This window comes from Caldimonas taiwanensis NBRC 104434, from assembly GCF_001592165.1.
In the GTDB taxonomy this organism is placed as follows: Bacteria; Pseudomonadota; Gammaproteobacteria; order Burkholderiales; family Burkholderiaceae_C; genus Caldimonas; species Caldimonas manganoxidans.
Map to the genome: position 1 here is coordinate 76,310 of NZ_BCWK01000011.1, position 17,436 is coordinate 93,745.

Annotated in this window: 16 protein-coding genes; 3 read left to right on the forward strand and 13 right to left on the reverse strand. The window is 66.7% G+C overall.

Annotated elements, in window-relative coordinates; genetic code table 11:
- Positions 1-4: 4 nt before the first annotated feature.
- From CTA01S_RS16735 to CTA01S_RS10930, 4 genes are all read right to left on the reverse strand, one after another.
- Complete coding sequence (locus CTA01S_RS16735; protein ID WP_232301049.1) at positions 5-592, reverse strand: zinc-binding metallopeptidase family protein; 588 nt, start codon at positions 590-592, stop codon at positions 5-7.
- Positions 496-780, reverse strand: a complete 285-nt coding sequence (locus tag CTA01S_RS17020) for a hypothetical protein (protein WP_198150867.1) — start codon at positions 778-780, stop codon at positions 496-498. Before CTA01S_RS17020 ends, CTA01S_RS16735 begins: the two co-directional genes overlap by 97 nt.
- Positions 781-948: 168 nt before the next feature.
- Positions 949-2,709, reverse strand: a complete 1,761-nt coding sequence (gene ngg, locus CTA01S_RS10925) for an N-acetylglutaminylglutamine synthetase (RefSeq protein WP_062195498.1) — start codon at positions 2,707-2,709, stop codon at positions 949-951.
- 20 nt (positions 2,710-2,729) lie between these two features.
- Positions 2,730-4,502, reverse strand: coding sequence for an N-acetylglutaminylglutamine amidotransferase (locus CTA01S_RS10930; RefSeq protein WP_062195503.1), 1,773 nt, complete (start codon positions 4,500-4,502; stop codon positions 2,730-2,732).
- Positions 4,503-4,888: 386 nt separating this feature from the next.
- Here CTA01S_RS10930 and CTA01S_RS10935 point away from each other — a divergent pair, with 386 nt between their 5' ends.
- Both CTA01S_RS10935 and CTA01S_RS10940 read left to right on the forward strand, forming a co-directional pair.
- A complete protein-coding gene (locus tag CTA01S_RS10935; RefSeq protein ID WP_371326093.1) occupies positions 4,889-5,692 on the forward strand; it encodes a DUF4394 domain-containing protein in 804 nt (267 codons plus the stop codon).
- The gene (locus CTA01S_RS10940) at positions 5,689-8,151 is read left to right on the forward strand and encodes a putative bifunctional diguanylate cyclase/phosphodiesterase (RefSeq protein ID WP_062195506.1); all 2,463 of its coding nucleotides are present in this window, start codon (positions 5,689-5,691) and stop codon (positions 8,149-8,151) included. The genes CTA01S_RS10935 and CTA01S_RS10940 overlap by 4 nt, the downstream gene beginning before the upstream one ends.
- 24 nt (positions 8,152-8,175) lie before the next feature.
- Here CTA01S_RS10940 and CTA01S_RS10945 read toward each other — a convergent pair whose 3' ends face one another.
- From CTA01S_RS10945 to ssb, 8 genes are all read right to left on the reverse strand, one after another.
- The gene (locus CTA01S_RS10945; RefSeq protein ID WP_019560466.1) at positions 8,176-8,535 is read right to left on the reverse strand and encodes an ArsR/SmtB family transcription factor; all 360 of its coding nucleotides are present in this window, start codon (positions 8,533-8,535) and stop codon (positions 8,176-8,178) included.
- Between the two features lie 121 nt (positions 8,536-8,656).
- Positions 8,657-10,396, reverse strand: a complete 1,740-nt coding sequence (gene soxB, locus CTA01S_RS10950) for a thiosulfohydrolase SoxB (RefSeq protein ID WP_062195509.1) — start codon at positions 10,394-10,396, stop codon at positions 8,657-8,659.
- 22 nt (positions 10,397-10,418) lie between these two features.
- A complete protein-coding gene (soxZ, locus tag CTA01S_RS10955) occupies positions 10,419-10,730 on the reverse strand; it encodes a thiosulfate oxidation carrier complex protein SoxZ (protein WP_019560464.1) in 312 nt (103 codons plus the stop codon).
- 40 nt (positions 10,731-10,770) lie between these two features.
- Entirely contained in the window at positions 10,771-11,235 is a 465-nt protein-coding gene (soxY, locus tag CTA01S_RS10960) for a thiosulfate oxidation carrier protein SoxY (protein WP_062195592.1), read from the reverse strand.
- 32 nt (positions 11,236-11,267) lie between these two features.
- Entirely contained in the window at positions 11,268-12,347 is a 1,080-nt protein-coding gene (locus CTA01S_RS10965; protein WP_062195512.1) for a c-type cytochrome, read from the reverse strand.
- A complete protein-coding gene (soxC, locus tag CTA01S_RS10970) occupies positions 12,331-13,734 on the reverse strand; it encodes a sulfite dehydrogenase (protein ID WP_062195515.1) in 1,404 nt (467 codons plus the stop codon). The genes CTA01S_RS10965 and soxC overlap by 17 nt, the downstream gene beginning before the upstream one ends.
- Positions 13,734-14,078, reverse strand: a complete 345-nt coding sequence (locus CTA01S_RS10975) for an ArsR/SmtB family transcription factor (RefSeq protein WP_062195517.1) — start codon at positions 14,076-14,078, stop codon at positions 13,734-13,736. Before CTA01S_RS10975 ends, soxC begins: the two co-directional genes overlap by 1 nt.
- 166 nt (positions 14,079-14,244) lie before the next feature.
- Positions 14,245-14,712, reverse strand: a complete 468-nt coding sequence (gene ssb, locus CTA01S_RS10980; RefSeq protein ID WP_062195520.1) for a single-stranded DNA-binding protein — start codon at positions 14,710-14,712, stop codon at positions 14,245-14,247.
- A gap of 102 nt (positions 14,713-14,814) precedes the next feature.
- Here ssb and CTA01S_RS10985 point away from each other — a divergent pair, with 102 nt between their 5' ends.
- Entirely contained in the window at positions 14,815-16,143 is a 1,329-nt protein-coding gene (locus tag CTA01S_RS10985; protein WP_062195523.1) for a chloride channel protein, read from the forward strand.
- A gap of 21 nt (positions 16,144-16,164) precedes the next feature.
- Here CTA01S_RS10985 and CTA01S_RS10990 read toward each other — a convergent pair whose 3' ends face one another.
- Positions 16,165-17,394: an MFS transporter gene (locus tag CTA01S_RS10990; protein WP_062195526.1), complete on the reverse strand. Its 1,230-nt coding sequence runs from the start codon at positions 17,392-17,394 to the stop codon at positions 16,165-16,167.
- Positions 17,395-17,436 lie beyond the last annotated feature (42 nt).

The window sequence follows — 17,436 nt, forward strand, 5'->3', positions numbered from 1 at the left end:
GCGTCTAGGCCCGAGCGAGCCATCGGGCGGGGCCTGGCGGATTCGTCCGGGTCGGCCGTGGCCGGCCGCGGGGAGAGGCTCGGGCTGCCGCGGCTTCGGCCTGCGTCGGATCGTTGTGCGTCGGGAAGTCCGCCAGCGGGCCCAGCAGGGCCGCATCGCGCTTGAACCGCGGCGGGCTTTGCACCTGAGCCCGCAGCAACTCGGCCAAGGCCATCGACGAATCGATGTGCACACGCTCGTGGCCGTGTGAAGCATCGAGCCCGAAACACACCCGCGCCGTGCGGAGGTCGTTGCCGGCTTGCCGTGCCGCGGCGGCATCGCTACGGGAGTCGCGGAACACATCGCGGCCGTGCTCGATGCGGTGTTGGCCGCACAGCGCCAGCAAGTGGCGCGTGAGGTGCCAGTCGAACGGGCCGGCCGAGTCTTGCATGCAAATGGTCTCGCCGTATTCGCAAGTGTTCTGGCCTTGGGCAACGGTGCCGTTGTCCACGGAGATCAGCTCGGCCACGTCTCCGAGCAACACATCCACGTTCGTCCAGGACAGCGGCTGACCGTCGATCTCATGGTTGAGGTGTGGCTCGAGGCCTTGCACGGCAGGATGGTGCCCCGACACATGAGGCCATCGTCTCCGTAGGGCGTGACGCGCGCACCCTCGGCAAAGCGGGAGGACCCATCCCCCATGGGCACCAGTTCGAGTCGGCCATTGGGCTTGAGTTGCTTGACCATCGCCCCCCGGGTATCGAGGTGCGCGACGATGGCCCGATCGGGGCTGTGGTGCACGCCTTCGATGTCGGCGTGTCAGGCCATAGGGAATGTCCAAGTGTTCGAGTTCCCGGCACACTTTGACCACGATGTCATCGGTCATGCTCGTCGGGCTGGGGGTCCGCAGCAAGCGCTCCAGTGTGTGCTGCAGATGGTCGCGATCGATGTGTGCGATCGTTCTGTGCGTCAAGAGCTGTCCTTCGTCTGCGGCAACGGCGTGGCACGGGTTTGCGGAAACAGCAGGTCGATGAAGCGTTCGGCCGTGGGCTGGGGTTCGTGGTTGGCCAGGCCCGGGCGTTCATTGGCTTCGATGATGGCGTACTGCGGGCCGTCGAGTCGCGGCACGATGAGGTCCAGTCCCACCACCGGGATGTCCAAGGCGCGCGCAGCGCGTTGGGCCACCTCGCGCAAGGTCGGGTGGAGTCGTTCGGTCACGTCCTGAAGGGTGCCGCCGGTGTGCAGATTGGCGGTCTTGCGCACGGGCAGCACCAGACCGAGCGGCAACACCGTCTTTAGGGTGTAGCCAGCGGCGCGCACGCAGCGTTCTGTCTCGGCATCCAGCGGAATGCGGCTTTCTCCGGCAGTGGCGGCTTCGCGCCGACGGCTTTGCTTGACGATGAGATCCCGCACCGTCGTCTGTCCATCGCCGGTGATTTCGGCGGGGCGTCGTGTGGCAGCGGCCACCACGTGGTCGTCGATCACCACGATGCGCAAGTCCAGGCCTTGCACCAGCTCCTCCAGGATCACCTCATCGCAGTGAGCGCGTGCGCTGTCGATTGCACGCTGCACCTCCTGCAGCGTGCGCAAGTCCACGCTCACCCCACGGCCTTGCTCGCCGCGGGCGGGTTTGACGACCACACGGCCATGCCGCCTGACGAAGTCGGCCACCTGGGCCTCGTCGCGCACCGTGGTTTGTGCAGGCAGGCGCAGCCCGGCAGCGCTGAGCACTTTGTGTGTGACGCGCTTGTCGTCGCAGCGGCTCATGGCCACGGCCGAGGTGAGGTCTGACAGCGATTCGCGGCAGTTCACCGTGCGGCCTCCATGCGTGAGGCGAAAGAATCCATGCTCGGCGTCTTGCAGTTCCACGCCGATCCCGCGGCGCCGCGCTTCGTCGATGAGGATGCGCGCGTAGATGTTGGCCTTGGCGCAGTCGTCGGGTCCGGTGAAGAGCTTCTCGTTGATCGGGTTTTTGTGCTTGATGCAATACACCGGCACACGCTCGAAGCCCAGCTTCTCGTACAGCGCGATGGCGTGGTGGTTGTCGTGCATCACTGACAGATCCATGTAGCGCCGGCCCTGGCATCGGTAGTGGTGGGCCAAGGCGCGCACCAGCGCCTCGCCCACGCCCGGGCGAATGGCCTGTGGGGCCACGGCCAGCGACCACAGGCTCGCGCCCTGCTCCGGGCACCCGCAAGCGCGCACGTGGTCCACACCGGTGACGCTGCCGACCACCTGGTCGCTGGCCTGGTCGTGCACCACCAGCACGATGACTGCCGGATCGCGCGCAGCGCCGTCGGCCAGGTAGCCCGGCCGCAGCGGCACCATGCGGCAGGCACGGTAGATGCGATTCAGAGCCGCCTCGTCCTCGGCACGGGCGGCGCGCAGCGCATAGCCTGCCTCGATCGGCGGCTCCAAGCGGTGGCGTTTGAGGTCGAGTCGGTAGGTGTGCGAGGGGTCGAGAAAGAGGTGCTGCGGCGCCACCGCGACGGCCACATGCGGGTCGCGGATATACAGCGCCACATCTCGCTGACCGGGCGCTTCGCAGCGCAGCTCATCGGCCAAGGCTTGGGGGCTGTCGAACGTCTGGCCCAGTAGCAAGCGGCCCCAGCCGCAGTCCACCCAGGCGTGGGGTTTCATGGCGCCGAGGTCCACATGCGGCGGAGGATCGCCCCAATGCTTGAGGCTGGCCATCCGAGCCGGGTCCAGCGGATCGAGGGCAGCGATCATGGCAAGATCTCCTGAGAGTTTCATAGGCCGCGCGCTTGCAGCCACAGCTCCAGCAAGGCCACCTGCCACAGCTTGGAGCCGCGCAGTGGCGTGAGGTGTTCGCCCGGCTGGGCCAACCAAGGGGCCAGCGCCTGCGGACGAAAGAGGCCGCGCTCGCGGGCGCTGCGGCTGTTCAAGGCATCGCGGACCAGGTCCAGCACCGGGCCATCCAGGTATTTGAGCGCCGGCACCGGGAAGTAGCCCTTGGGTCGGTCCACCACTTCGCGCGGCAGCAGGCGCCGTGCGATGGCTTTGAGCACGCCCTTGCCGCCATCCTTGAGCTTGTCCTGGGCGGGCAGGCGCCCAGCCAGTTCCACCAGTTCGTGGTCCAGGAAAGGCACGCGGGCCTCCAGGCTCCAGGCCATGGTCATGTTGTCCACGCGCTTGAGCGGGTCGTCCGCCAACATCACGGTGCTGTCCACATGCAAGGCTTTGTCCAAGGCGGTGGCCGCATCAGCCGTGGCGAAATGCCGCTCGACGAAGGCGCGGCTGACGTCATCGGTATGCCACCTGGGCTGCAAGGTGGCCAACAGAGCTTCGTGGTCACGGTCGAAAAAGACAGCCGCATAGTCGGCGACAGCTTGAGTGCTGTGCGCCAGCTTGGGATACCAGTGGTAACCGGCGAACACCTCGTCGGCGCCTTGGCCGCTTTGCACCACTTTCAGATGTCGCGAGACCTCGCGCGAGAGCAGGTAGAAGGCCACGTTGTCGTAACTGACCATGGGTTCGCTCATCGCGGCGATGGTGTCGGGCAGCACCTGCAGCAGGTCCGGCGTGGGGATGCGGATTTGGTAGTGATTCGTCTCGAAGCGCCGAGCCACGAGGTCGGAGTAGCGGAACTCGTCGCCTGCCTCACCACCGGCGTCGGCAAACCCGATCGAGAAGGTCTGCAGCTCGCGTTGCCCCATCTGCGCCAGCAGCGCCACGATGAGGCTGGAATCGACACCGCCCGACAGCAGCACGCCCACAGGCACGTCGGCCACCATGCGCCGGCGCACCGCGGTGCGCAGCGCTTCTTCGACTATGGCTTCGCGCTCCACGTCCTTCAGTGAGGCCAACGCTGGGTCCTCGCGCACGGACAGCGACCAGTAGCGATGCTCGCGGCCGGTGCCGTCGCGCTCGAAGGTGGCCACCGTGGCCGCCGGCAGTTTCTTGATGCCCTGCACGATGGTGTGCGGGGCTGGCACCACGGCATGCCAACTCAGGTAATGGTGCAGTGCGATGGGGTCGATCGCGGTGTCGATGTCACCAGCGGCCAGCAAGGCGGGCAAGGTCGAGGCAAAGCGAAGCCGCTTCGGCGTGGAGGCGAAGTACAGCGGCTTGATGCCGAAGCGGTCGCGCGCCAGCGTGAGTCGGCCGCGGTCACGCTCCCACACCGCAAAAGCGAACATCCCGTGAAAGCGCTTGACGCACTCCCACCCCCACGCATGGAAGCTCTTGAGCACCACTTCCGTGTCTCCATCGGAGAAGAAGCGGTAGTCGAGCGCCTCCAGCTCGCGGCGCAGAGCGCGGTAGTTGTAGATGCAGCCGTTGAAGACCAAACTGAGTCCCAGCGCGGCATCGGTCATGGGCTGTTGAGCGTGCTCCGACAGGTCGATGACGCGCAGTCGGCGATGGGCCAAAGCCACCGGGCCTTGTTGAAAGAGGCCGGCGCCGTCGGGGCCTCGGGGCCGAAGAACCTCGCCCATGCGGGCGACCGTGCCGGGGTCGGCGGTGGAGGGGCTGAAGTGCACCTCGCCTGCAAAACCACACATCGGTGTGCTGCCTCCATGGAAGTGGAAGAGCCAACCGACTGTGCCCCAAGACCGGCCTCAGATCAAATCAAGGGAGGATAACTGCACGGCGAGGTGCGACATCTTGCGTGGCACTTGCGCCATCTCGATTTGCGGCTCTCCCGCAGGGCGCGGGGCGATGCGGGCGCCGCCCGGGGGGGCCAGGGGTCAAGTCGGAGGCGTGCCGGCCGATAAGCCAGACAGCAGGGGGCTACAGTGCATGGGGCCAGAGGATGTCGATGGGGCGTCGTGGTGGGTGTCGAGTGCTGGCATGCATTCTGGGGGTGGCGTTGGGTGGCGGGATCGTGGCCCCGGCGGTCGCAGAGGCACCGCCCAGCCGTCCGGCGGCCCTTGCGCTGCGGATTTGGGTGTTGACCGAAGCCCATGAGCTCTTGCAGATCGATGCGGACCGCCCGCAACAGGTGCTGCAGCGGGTGCGGCTGCACGGTATTGCCGAGGGAGAGTCGATCGTGGGCATGGACTACCGGGTGGCCCGTGGCCAGCTCTATGCCTTGAGCGACCAGGGACGCTTGTACACGCTGGACCCCACCCAAGGCCGGTTTCAGCCTGTGGGCACGGCCGACGGGCGCCCACGTCTGGACGGACGAGCCGTCGGCTTCGATTTCAATCCAGTGGCCGACCGCCTCCGCATCGTCACCGATCGTGGTCAGAACCTGCGGATGCATCCAGACACCGGCGCGCTGGTGGATGCCGATGCCGCGGTCGAAGGGATCCAGCCCGACGGTGTGCTGCGCTATGCCGAGGGCGACCCCAACGCTGGCCGCCCGCCGCGCATCGAGGCCGCTGCCTATACCTACAACAAGCGCGACGACAAGCTCACCACCAACTATGGCATCGATGCCGGCCTGGGCCTGCTGGTGCGCCAGGGCTCGTTGGAGGGCGCGCAGCCGGTGGTGTTCGACCAACCCGGCACGGCGGTCTTGGGCTGCAACATTCACGATCAGATGGTGGCCTGGGTGCACGTGGTCGACACCCCGTGGTTTGCCGTGACCCACCGAGGGCAGGCCCGTGTGGGGCCGGTGCCTCCTGGAGCGTACCAGCTCCAGGTGTGGCATCCGCGATGGCCGTCTGGGCGCGCGCCCTATCGTCAGCCAGTGCGCATCGATGAGCGCGGGACGCAGCTGCGTGTGCAGTTGGAGCTTGCGCCATGAACCTGCCGCGCGCGTGGCGTGAGGCGGCGCGATGGTTGTCGCGCCGATTGGGTCGGCGCATCGTGGCGTTGTTCCTTGCGTTGCTGCTGGCCGTGCAGGCCCTCAGCTTCGTGGCCACGCGCGAGAGCGTGGCCCGCAATGCCCGCGCGCAGATCGGACGAGAGCTGCAGTTGGGCGAGCGCGTTTTTCACCGCTTGCTCGAGCAACGGGCTCACCAACTCGGCGACGGGGCAATGCTGCTGGCCTCGGACTATGGTTTTCGCTCGGCCGTGGCCACCAAGGATGCGGCCACCATCGCTTCGGTGCTGCTCAATCATGGCCAGCGCATCGGGGCATCGATCGCCTTGCTGTTGGATGCCGACTTTGCGCTGCGCGCGACCGCCCATCCTCGAGCCGAGGCCTTGATGCCGGTGGTGCGTCGGCTGGCCGAGCAAAGCAGCGCTGCTGCGGCCGGGCCGGTCAGTGAGATCGCGGCCTTCGACGGGCAGGTCTATCAGTTGGTGATGGTGCCGGTGCGGTCGCCCTTGCTGATCGGCTGGGTCGTGATGGGCTTCGACATGGCGCAAACGCTCGTGCAGGAGCTGCGCGAGATCACCGCCTTGCATGCCAGCTTGCTGGTGCGCGGCGCCGACGGGGCCCGGTGGCGCATCGCGGCCTCGACGCTGCGCTCGGACCAGGCCGACGCCTTGGGTGGGCTGGACTGGACGGGGGGATCACGGGCGTGGCGCGAGCGCCTGCTGATCGCCGGCGAAGACTTCAGCGCCCGCAGCTTGGTCCTCGATGCGCACGCCGACCATCGCCTGCGCGCGGTACTGATGCGTTCGGTGGACGAGGCGGTGGCGCCTTACCGCCAGCTTCAGCTCGTGCTGGCGATGATCACCGGCTTGGGGGTGGTCGTCTTCGCCGCCGGCAGCGTGTTGACGGCGCGGCGCATCACCACCCCGGTGCGCGCGTTGGCGCAAGCCGCCGAGCGGCTCGGTCGCGGAGACTATGGGTCCCCGATCGCCATCGAGGCGGCCGACGAAATCGGCGACCTGGCTCAAGCCTTGGAGCACATGCGCCAGAGCGTGGATGCCCAGCAGCGCGAGATCACCCGTCTGGCCTATTGGGATGGACTCACCGGCTTGCCCAACCGAGCGCAGTTTCGGGTTTCGGCTTCGGCGGCCTTGGCCGAGGCGCAGCGTCCGGTGGTGCTGCGGCCGGGTGATCGTCGCGACGGTGCCTCTACCCATGTGTCGGTGCTGATGCTCGACATGGACCGCTTCAAGCATGTCAACGATGTGTTGGGCTATGACATCGGAGACGACATGCTCAAGCAAGTGGCACGGCGCCTGTCCCAGGTGTGCATGCGTCAAGGCGATCTCGTGGCGCGCTTGGGGGGCGACGAGTTTGCAGTGCTGCTGCCGGGGGCCGACACCCTGGGGGCCCTGCGGGTGGCCGAGCGCGTGACCGCGGCTTTGGAGGCGCCGTTGGTGCTGCAAGACCAAACCATCGACTTGCGCGCCAGCATCGGCGTGGCCACCAGTCCGGATCACGGGCAAGACGCCGACACTTTGCTCAACCGCGCGGAAGTGGCCATGTACGCTGCCAAGCGTCGCGGCGCGGGCGCCCTGAGCTACGACCCCGCATTGGACAGCGGCAGTGCCCGCACGCTGTCGCTGCTGGGCGCACTGCGCCGCGCCATCGACCAAGGCGAGCTGCGTCTGGCGCTGCAACCGAAGGTGTCGCTGCGCACGGCGGCCATCGAAGGGGCCGAAGCGCTGGTGCGCTGGCAGCATCCACAGCGCGGCTGGGTGCCGCCGATGGAGTTCATCCCCTTTGCCGAGCAAACCGGCTTCATCCGATCCCTGACGGCGTGGATACTCGACGAATGCCTGCGCACTTGGCGCGTGCTGCAGGCCCAGGGCCTGGCCGTGCCGTTGTCGGTCAACCTGTCCACGCGCGACCTCATGGACCTGGATCTGCCGCAAAAATTTGCCAGCGCCTTGCAGCGCCACGGCGTGCCGGCCGAAGCACTTTGCCTGGAAATCACGGAAAGCGCCATCATGGACGACCCGGCGCGTGCCCAGCTGACCTTGCAGCATTTGCACGAGATGGGTGTGCGTCTGGCCATCGATGACTTCGGCACCGGCTATTCCTCGCTGGCCTACCTCAAACGCTTGCCGGTGGATGAGCTGAAGATCGACAAATCCTTCGTGATGCAGATGGATCGCGACAGCGACGACGCCAAAATCGTCCGCTCCACCGTCGATTTGGCGCACAACCTGGGCTTGTCGGTCGTGGCCGAAGGCGTGGAGACGCCCTCGCACTGGCGCGTGCTGCGGGGTCTGGGTTGCGACTACGCGCAGGGCTATCTCATTGCGAGGCCCTTGAGCGTCGCGCAATTCGCGACTTGGGCGAGCCAGTGGCGCGGGCATGACGCCCGCGTGTTGCTCGATGCGCCACCCACCGTGGTGTGAGCCACGGCCGCGCGGCGCGATCCATCAGCGGCGCCGCAGCGCCGGCATCAAGCGCTCGTGTTCGGGCAGCGCGGCCTGAGCATCCATTTCCAAGGCCACTTGGTTGCACACCGCGCGGCACAAGGCCGCGGCGCGTTCGCTCACCACGCGATAGAACACCTGCGTGCCCTCGCGCCGACGCCCCAGAATGCCGGCACGGTACAGCACCGCCAAATGCTGAGACAAATTGGGTTGCGTCGTGTCGATTTCGCGCAGCAGTTCCGAGACGTTCTTCTCCTGGTGACACAGCGCGCTGATCAAGCGCAGCCGCACCGGCGTGGACAGCAGTGCAAACAGCTCGGCGGCGGAATCGAACACTTCGTCGGCTTCGGCAATGGCAGTCACGGCAACACCCGGTCAACACACGCAATCAATGATAACGCCGCGCTTGCAAGTAGTGGTTTATGCAGATCAAACGATATTGAGCCGCAGCGCCATCGTCGGCTGCTCCAGGCCGACAGAGGTTTCAAATGCCCAAGGCGGCCCATCCCGGGTTGCCTTGCATGCCAATGAGTCGCGGCTGGTTGGGGCGGCGCAAGCGCACTTGCCGATGGGTCTTGAACCAAGTCTCCAGCACCTCCCACACCATGGGCCCCCCGGCTGCGGCGGCCGCCTCCGACACCGGAGCCCAGCCGGCCACCCGGTAGATTTTGTCCGCCTGCAAGGGCTGGCCGTCCAGGCGCAGGTCCTGGATGCGCCGGCCCATCGGCGCACCGGGCTCACAGGCATAGCTCAGCCCGCCCACGCGCACCATGTCGCCGCCTTGCTGATAGTACGGGTCGGGGTTGAACAAGTTGTCGCACACGTCTTCCAGCACGGTCTTGATCGTCTGGCCGCTCATCTCGGTGACCGTGACATAGGAATACGTGGTGGCCACTTGGTCCATCATGCGTTCACGGGTGATGGTCTGGCCGGGCAGCAGGGTCGATCCCCATCGAAACCCAGGCGAAAAAGCGATGGGGGCGTCACACACCTCCATCAAGGCATCGCAGATGAGCTGGTCCCATGTGCCATTGAAATTGCCCCGTCGATACAGCAAGCCTTCGGTGACGGCCAAGGGCTCGTTCAGGCGAGCCTCGTGGGGGGCGCGCAAGTCTTCGATCAGTGCGGCCATGGCCGCATCGGGCTGGAGTTGGTTGGCAAACACCGGCAGCAGACGGTAGCGGAAATCGGCCACACGGCCGCTGCGCACCTGCAAATCCAGCACACCGAGGAACTTGCCGTGACTGCCGGCGTTGGTCACGATCGTTTTGCCGCCAGCGTTGTCCACCAACACCGGAACGGGCAGGCCATCGTGCGTATGCCCGCCCAAGATCGCATCGATGCCGCGCACCCGCGAGGCCAGCTTCAAGTCCACGTCCATGCCGTTGTGCGACAGCAGCACCACCACCTGCGCACCGGCCGCACGGACCTGGTCCACCAGCTGTTGCAAAGCTTCTTCCTGGATGCCGAAGGTCCACTCCGGCACGAAGTAGCGCGGGTTGGCGATCGGCGTGTAAGGAAACGCCTGACCGATGATGGCGCAGGGCACGCCGTTGACCTCACGCAAGGTCCAGCCCTTGAACACCGGGTCGCCGAAGTCGGCCGTCTTCACGTTGTGCGCCAGGAACTCGATGCGCCCGGCCAGCGTCTTGTCCACCAGCTCTTGCACCCGGGCTTGGCCATACGTGAACTCCCAATGACCGGTCATCACGTCCACGCCCAGCTGCAAGCAGGCTTGCACCATGTCCTGTCCGCGTGTCCACAACGCCAAGGCCGAGCCTTGCCAGGTGTCGCCCCCATCGAGCAACAAGGCGCCAGGGCGACTGGCTTTGAGCTGTCGCACCAGCGTGGCCAGATGCGCAAACCCGCCCACCTTGCCATAGCGGCGCGCCGCCGTGTCGAAGTCCAAAAACGTGAACGCATGCGCGGCCGCGCTGCCCGGGCGCAGGCCCGCATACCGCAGCAAATGCTCGCCCACCAGGTGCGGGGGGCGCGCGGCCATCGGCCCCACGCCCAGGTTGACGCTGGGCTCACGAAAATACAAGGGCAACAGCTGCGCGTGGCAGTCCGTCAGGTGCAGGAAGCTCACGTTGCCGAAAGGCGGCACATCGTAAAGCCCGGCTTGGGCCGAGGCGGTGTCGGCCTGCGCATGACGGGCCAGCGGCAGGCCAGCGGCGGCTGCCGCGGCCAGCACACCGAGAAACTCGCGCTTGGACAGCGACATGGGTCTGCGCTGGTGGGGCGGCTCAGGTCACGGCCACCGAGTCGGTGCGCGTGTCGCCGCGGTTGTCCACCCAGGTCAAGGTGATGCGGTCGCCAGCTTTGGCGTCCTTGACGACGAACTGCAAGTACGGATTCTTGGAAATGGCCGGGCCCCAATGGGCCGTCATCACCACCTTGTCATTGTGCTTGGCAACCACTTCCTGGATGTGCCAAGCCGGCACGATCTTGCCGCTGGCGTCTTTGCGTTGACCGGTTTCCATTTCATGGGACATCAGCACGCGCACGGTGGCTTTGTCGCCGGCCAATTGGGCGCGGATGCGCATCGGTTCTGCCATGGTCTTGCTCCAGAGGGTTCTACTTGCCGTGGGGGGCGGCTCAGCCGCCACAGCCGCCCAAGGTCACTTTGATTTCCTTGCGTGCGAACAGCACACGACCGTCGTTCATCACCGCCACGGCGTAGACGTCGGACGATTGGCCCATCTTGACGCGGGTGGACAAAGACGGCTCCATCGATTCGGTCAAATCGAACATGGCGGCCAGCAAGTTGGGGTTCTTTTCGATCAGCAACATGAGGCGTTTGACCCCGGGCAGCGCCACGGCCGCGCCCAAGGGCACGGCACCGCCGTTTTCGGCGATGTCCGGCCCCGTGACGGTGACGGCCTTGCTTTCGGTCGGCGTCGACAGCCCCAAGGTTTTGGTCAGATCGGCCATCGAGCGCGCCTCGAAGGCGGCTTTGGGATACCCAGACTGGGCGGCAGCCCACGTCGGCCACACACCGGCGGCGGCCATCAGCGAAGCCACGGTGGCACTGCGTTGCAGCATGAGTCGGCGGTTGAGCATGTCGAACTCCTCAAAAACGTGGCGCAAGAGGATCAAGGACGAGTCGCGCCACGGGCCAGCCATTCGGCAATGGCCTGTGCATCCGATTCTGGCAGCGACTGCGCTGGCATGGGGATCTGCCCCCAAACACCCACGCCGCCGGCGATGATCTTGCTGCGCAGATAGTCGGCCGCATCGCTTCGGTGGGCATAGCGCTGCGCAATCTCTTGGAACGAGGGACCGACCTGTGTGCGGTCCATGCCGTGGCAGGCCGTGCAGGCGTGCTGCTGTAAGAGCGCCGTCGGCACGGCGCCCCTGTCGGCGGCGGCAGCCGCCGGCGCCGCGGCGGCCGTGCGCGTCGTCACCGCACCGCGCTGCGGGCCCACCAAACGATTTTGTTCGGCCAGATTGCCGTGCGCATCGCGCGCATGCTCGGGGAGATAGGACGTGACTTTGGGCTCCACCGGGCAGTTGCGCATGCAGCTGGAGCCCTGCACATCGGGCTTTGCGGTGCCGGAGAATTCCGGGCCCGGCCACATCGCATGCGCGGTGGTCATGCCATGGCGGTTGGGCAGACGCTGCTGCACCTGGGCGATGTTGTGCTGGCTCAGCACGAAGTCCTCCTCCACCACCCCGGACAGATTCAGCAGGTAAGCGGTGACTGCATACACATCGTCCACGCTGAGCGACTTCGGCTGGGTCCAAGGCATGGCACGCCGGATGTAGTCCCACAGGGTGGAGACCTGCGACAGCTTCATCATCGTCGTGCGGCCGGGAAAGCTGGGGTCGGTCAGGCGCGCCACCCGCCCGGTGAGCATGTCTTGCCGGGTCGTGCCGCCCACCAAAGGCGAGAACACCTCGTTCGATTCGCCAAACACCCCGTGGCATGAAGCGCATTGCGCTTCCCACACCTGCTGTCCGCGTGCGACCGAGCCGGCGCCCGGGGGCAGTCCGGCGAAGTCGGGGCGCACATCGATGTCCCATGCGCGGATTTCCGCCGGCGTGGCCGTGCGTCCGATGCCAGGAAACCGCTCGGCACTGGTGGCCAGCGCGACCGACGCTGCGCATGCCAAGCTCAGCGCCGTCAGCAGCCGGCGGCCGCACAGACGGCGGTGTTCAAGAGAGTTGAACATTTTTCACCTCGCCGTCTTCGCCCACCAGCCAGGTTTGGATGGCGTTGTTGTGATAGATCGAGCGCGTGCCCCGCACGGCGCGCAACTGCGAATACGTGGGTTGCACATGGCCTGTCTCGTCCGTGGCGCGGCTTTGCACCAAGGCGGGTTGACCATTCCACACCCAGTCCAGGGTGAAGCGCGTCAGGCACTTGCTCAGCACCGGGGCTTGCAGACGCGCCTGGCGCCAAGAGCGGCCCCCATCGACCGAGACATCCACACGCGTGATCTTGCCGCGCCCCGACCAGGCCAAACCGGAGATCGTGTGAAAGCCCTTGTCCAGCAGCACTTGGCCGCCCGAAGGCGTGGTCACCACGCTCTTGACCTCTTGGATGCTGGTGTACTGCCGGTGCAAGCCATCGGGCATCAGATCGACATAGTGCAGCACCTCGTCCTTGGTGGCATAAGGCTTGTCGCCCAGTTCGATGCGGCGCAAATACTTCACCCAACTGACCCCTTGCACCCCTGGCACCACCAAGCGCAAGGGGTAGCCGTTTTCCGGGCGCAGCATTTCGCCGTTTTGTCCGTAAGCCACCAGCACCTCGCCGCTTTCGACCAGGCTCATCGGGATGGTGCGCGTCATCGAGGAGCCGTCGGCCCCTTCGGCCAGCACGAAGCGGCCGCGCTTGAAATCGGCGCCGCACATCTCCAACAGCAGACGCAGCGGCACGCCGGTGAACTCGCTGCAACTGATCATGCCGTGCGTGTACTGCACGGTGGGAACGGCCACATTGCCCCATTCCATGCCGGTGTTGGCGCCGCATTCGATGAAGTGGAAGCGCGATACGCTGGGCAAGCGCATCAGCTCATCCATCGTGAACACCATCGGACGGCGCAGCATGCGCTCATCCGAGCCGTTGATCATCAAGCGGTGCCGGCTGGGGTCGATGTCCCACCATCCCTGATGGTGCCGCTCGAAGTGCAAGCCGCTGGGGGTGATGATGCCGAACAAGGACTGCAGCGGCGTGAACGACACCGAAGCCTGCCGGGTTTGCGTCAAGCCCGGGCTTTGGCGGCGCTGCACATTGGCCTCATATTTCGAGGGCTTGCCGTAGCCGTCGGTGACCACCGGCTGCCCCAAGCCCGTGGTGTGCGCCGGCAGGTTCAAAATTTCCGGATCGCCCGCTTGCTCGGGCCCGGTCTGTCCTTGAGCCCGAACGCCCGCAGCTGCGGCCGTGGCCGCAGCCGCGGCAAAGGCCGTGCGGATGAAATCGCGCCGCCCCTGACGGGCTTGCTCACGCACGATCCGCAGACCTCGAGCGTCGAGAAAATTCTCTGGCGCTTTCTTGATTCTTGCGGGGGGAAAGGGGCGATCATCCACGGCCTGCTCCTTGGGGCAATCCCGCATCACGGATCCCGCGGCACCGACGCATGCAGCCCGGCGGCCACATCGGTGCACAGCGTGCGGCACAGTCCGGCCAGCCGCCGGTCGCCCAGGCGGTAATACACCTGCGAGCCATCGCGTCGGCGTGTCAGCACACCGGCGCGATACAGCATCGCCAAATGCTGCGACATGTTCGCCTGCGTGGCCCCGGTGCGCTCCAGCAGCTGCGACACATTGCGTTCCCCCTCGCAGAGCTCACTGATGATGCGCAGCCGCATGGGGGCGGCCAACAGGCCGAACAACTCCGCGGCCTGCTCGAAGACGAGCTGGGCGTCGTGCTGGGCGAGATCCGTGCGGGTTTCAGACATAACGATATAAGCACATACAAATATAAGTGCTGGATGATCATGTGAACCTAGGGGAAACCAGCGGCGCAGACGATGCCGGCCGGTGGGGATGCAAAAAGGCCCCAAGCCTTGGGGGCTTGGGGCCTGGGGTGCAGGTCGGGGGGGGGCGCGACCGATGCGAGGGTGCTTAGAACGGGATGTCGTCGTCCATGTCGTCGAAGCCCGTGCTGGACTTCTGAGGCGCAGGCATGGATGCCGCAGGGGGGCGGCCGGCCGCTCGGAGCGAGCTGGTGCTGCTGGCGCCGTCCTCGGCGCTGCCGTCGCGGCCGCCGAGCATTTGCATCTGCTCGGCAATGATCTCGGTGGTGTACTTGTCCACGCCGTCCTTGTCCTGCCATTTGCGCGTCTTCAGACGGCCTTCCACATAGACCGAGCGGCCTTTCTTGAGGTATTCGCCGGCGATTTCGGCCAGCCGATCGTAAAAGACCACGCGATGCCACTCGGTTTCTTCCATGCGCTCGCCGGAGTTTTTGTCCTTCCAGCTGCGCGAAGTGGCAATGGTCACATTGCAAATCGCGGCCCCGTTGGGGGTGTAACGCACCTCGGGGTCGCGGCCGAGGTTGCCGATGAGGATGACTTTGTTGATCGAGGCCATGGCCGGCTCCTGAGAAACTATGGGTTCGACCGGGCATTATGCCGGGCCCGGCTCTTGCAGGGGCTCCCTCATCAGCGGGCTGCGCTTACAGTTGGCAAGACCATGACCCCTCCTTCCCATGAACCCGATTTCCTGGCCAATGTGCGCCGGGAGCTCAGCGATGCCCGCGTTTGGGTGGATCGCCTCATCGTGTTGGCCCATGCTGCGGCGGCCGGCCTGTTCATCGTGGGATTCACGCTGCTGAGCAATGCCGCCATACACCAATTCGAAGCGCTCACCGGTCCGCGGCCCTGGCTGGCCTTGCTGTGGACGCCGGCCTGGGTGGTGGCCCTGGTGTGGATCACGCAACGCGTGGCCCCCGGTGCGGCGGGGTCGGGCATTCCGCAAGTCACGGCAGCCATGGATGCGGCAGTCACGCCCGATACGCGCAAGCGGTTCGTCTCGTTGCGCTTGAGTTGCGCAAAACTCCTGCTCACTTCGGGTTCGATGTTGGCGGGCCTGTCGGTGGGCCGTGAGGGGCCGGCGGTGCAGGTGGGCGCCGGCGTCATGCTGCATGCCCGGCGCTGGCTGTCGCCGCGCTCGGGCATCGACGACCATGCCCTGTTGGCTGCTGGCGGTGCCGCGGGCATTGCAGCGGCTTTCCACGCGCCGCTGGCGGGGGTGGTGTTCTGCATCGAGCAGTTTTGGCGTGGGCTGGACAGCCGGGCCAGCACGGTGGTGATCGGCGCCATCGTGCTGGCGGGCTTGATGGCCGTCTCGGTGTTCGGCAACGTCACCTATTTCGGTCGCATCCAGGTGCAGGCTTTGTCGGCCGATCTGTTGCTGCCGGCCGTGGGGGTGGTGCTGGCCTGCGGCTTGCTGGGCGGCCTGATGTCTCGGCTGCTGGTGGTGTCGGCCGCTGGCCTGCCCGATCGCATCAGCCGCTGGCGCGCCCAACATCCGTTGCGTTTTGCCGCGGCTTGTGGTGTGGGGGTGGCCGTGATCGGCTGGGTCAGTGGCGGGGCCACTTCCGGCGGTGGAGAGGCCCACACGCGCGAGCTGCTGTCCGGCAGCGGGGAACACCAAGCCGGCCTGTTCGTGCTGCTCAAATTCGTGACGACCTGGCTGTCGACCTGGTCGGGGGTGCCGGGGGGCATCTTTGCGCCCTCGTTGTCCATCGGCGCGGGCTTGGGGCACGATGTGGCGGTGTTGCTGGGCCACCCTGCCACGCCGGCCTTGATCGCCATGGGCATGACCGGCTTTCTGGCTGCGGCCACGCAGGCGCCGCTGACGGCGTTCATCATCGTGATGGAGATGGTCGATGGTCACGCGATGGTGCTCAGCCTGATGGCCGTGGCCATGTCGTCCAGCCTGGTGTCGCGCTTGCTCAGCCGGCCGCTCTATGGGGCACTGGCCGAACTGCAGTTGCTGCGTGTGATGCCGCGTGGGTGAGGGCTCGGGGCCCCCTGACGCCTAAACGGCGGCAGAGGCCGGCCCATCGGGCGAGGCGGGCGCGGTACGCTGACGCGAAGGCGGGCGCATCGGCCAGGCCAGCACCAGCCAGACCCACAGCGCGCCCGCGCAGACATGAAAAACGGCCGCGTAGCCCCAATGCGTGGCCAGCCAGCCGCCCAAGGCGCCGCCGGCGAACAGGCCCAGCGACTGCGCCGTGTTGTAGATGCCCAAGGCCAGGCCCTTGGCCGACGGCGGGGCCACCCGCGAGACCAGCGAGGGCAGCGAAGCCTCCAGGATGTTGAAGCCCACGAAGAAGGCCAGCAGCAGTGCCACCAGTGCCACCGGCTGCTGCCACCACCAGCCCAGCGCGGCCATGGTCAGGGCCAACAAGGCCACGCTGCCCAGGAAGACGGCGCGCACATGGCCGCTGCGCTCGCCCCACAGCAGTGGCGGCAACATCAGCGCAAAGGAGGCCAGCACCACCGGCAGGTAGACCCAGCCATGGCGCTGCACCGGCAGGCCCAAGTGCTGGACCAGCGCCACCGGCACGGCCACGAACATGGCCATCTGCACCATGTGCAGCACGAAGATGCCGCCGTGCAGGCGCAACAGCTCGGGGTGGACGAGTGCCTGCGTCCATCGCGAGGACGGGGCCGCGGGGCCGTGGCGGGGCGGCTGCGGCACCAGCCACAGCACCACGGCGATGCCGCCCAGGGCCAGGGTGCCGGTCAGCGCAAACAGGCCGGACATCCCGATCAGCGCATACAGCCAGGGGCCGGCCACCAGTGACAGCGCAAACACCAGCCCGATGGAGCCGCCGACCATTGCCATGGCCTTGGTGCGCACCGTCTCACGCGTGCTGTCGGCGATCAACGCGGTGACGGCGGCCGACACCGCGCCGGCGCCTTGCAGGGCCCGTCCGATGATCACCCCGGTCAAATCCTGCGCCGCTGCGGCCGTGAACGAGCCCAGCGCGAACACCAGCAGCCCGACCACGATCACCGGCTTGCGGCCGAAGCGGTCCGAGGCCCAGCCCAAAGGCAGCTGGAGCAGGGCTTGTGTGAGCCCGTAGATGCCGATGGCCAGCCCCACCAACGTGACCTGCTGCGCCCCGGGGAGGCTGCGGGCATGCACGGCGAACACCGGCAGGATGAGGAACAGCCCCAGCATGCGCAGGGCGAAGATGGCCGCCAGCCACGCGCTGGCGCGGCGCTCGTCGGGGGTGAAGCGATGGGCGGATTTCGGCATGGGTCAACGGCGTATTGTCCCAGATCGTGCAGGCTCGCCGCC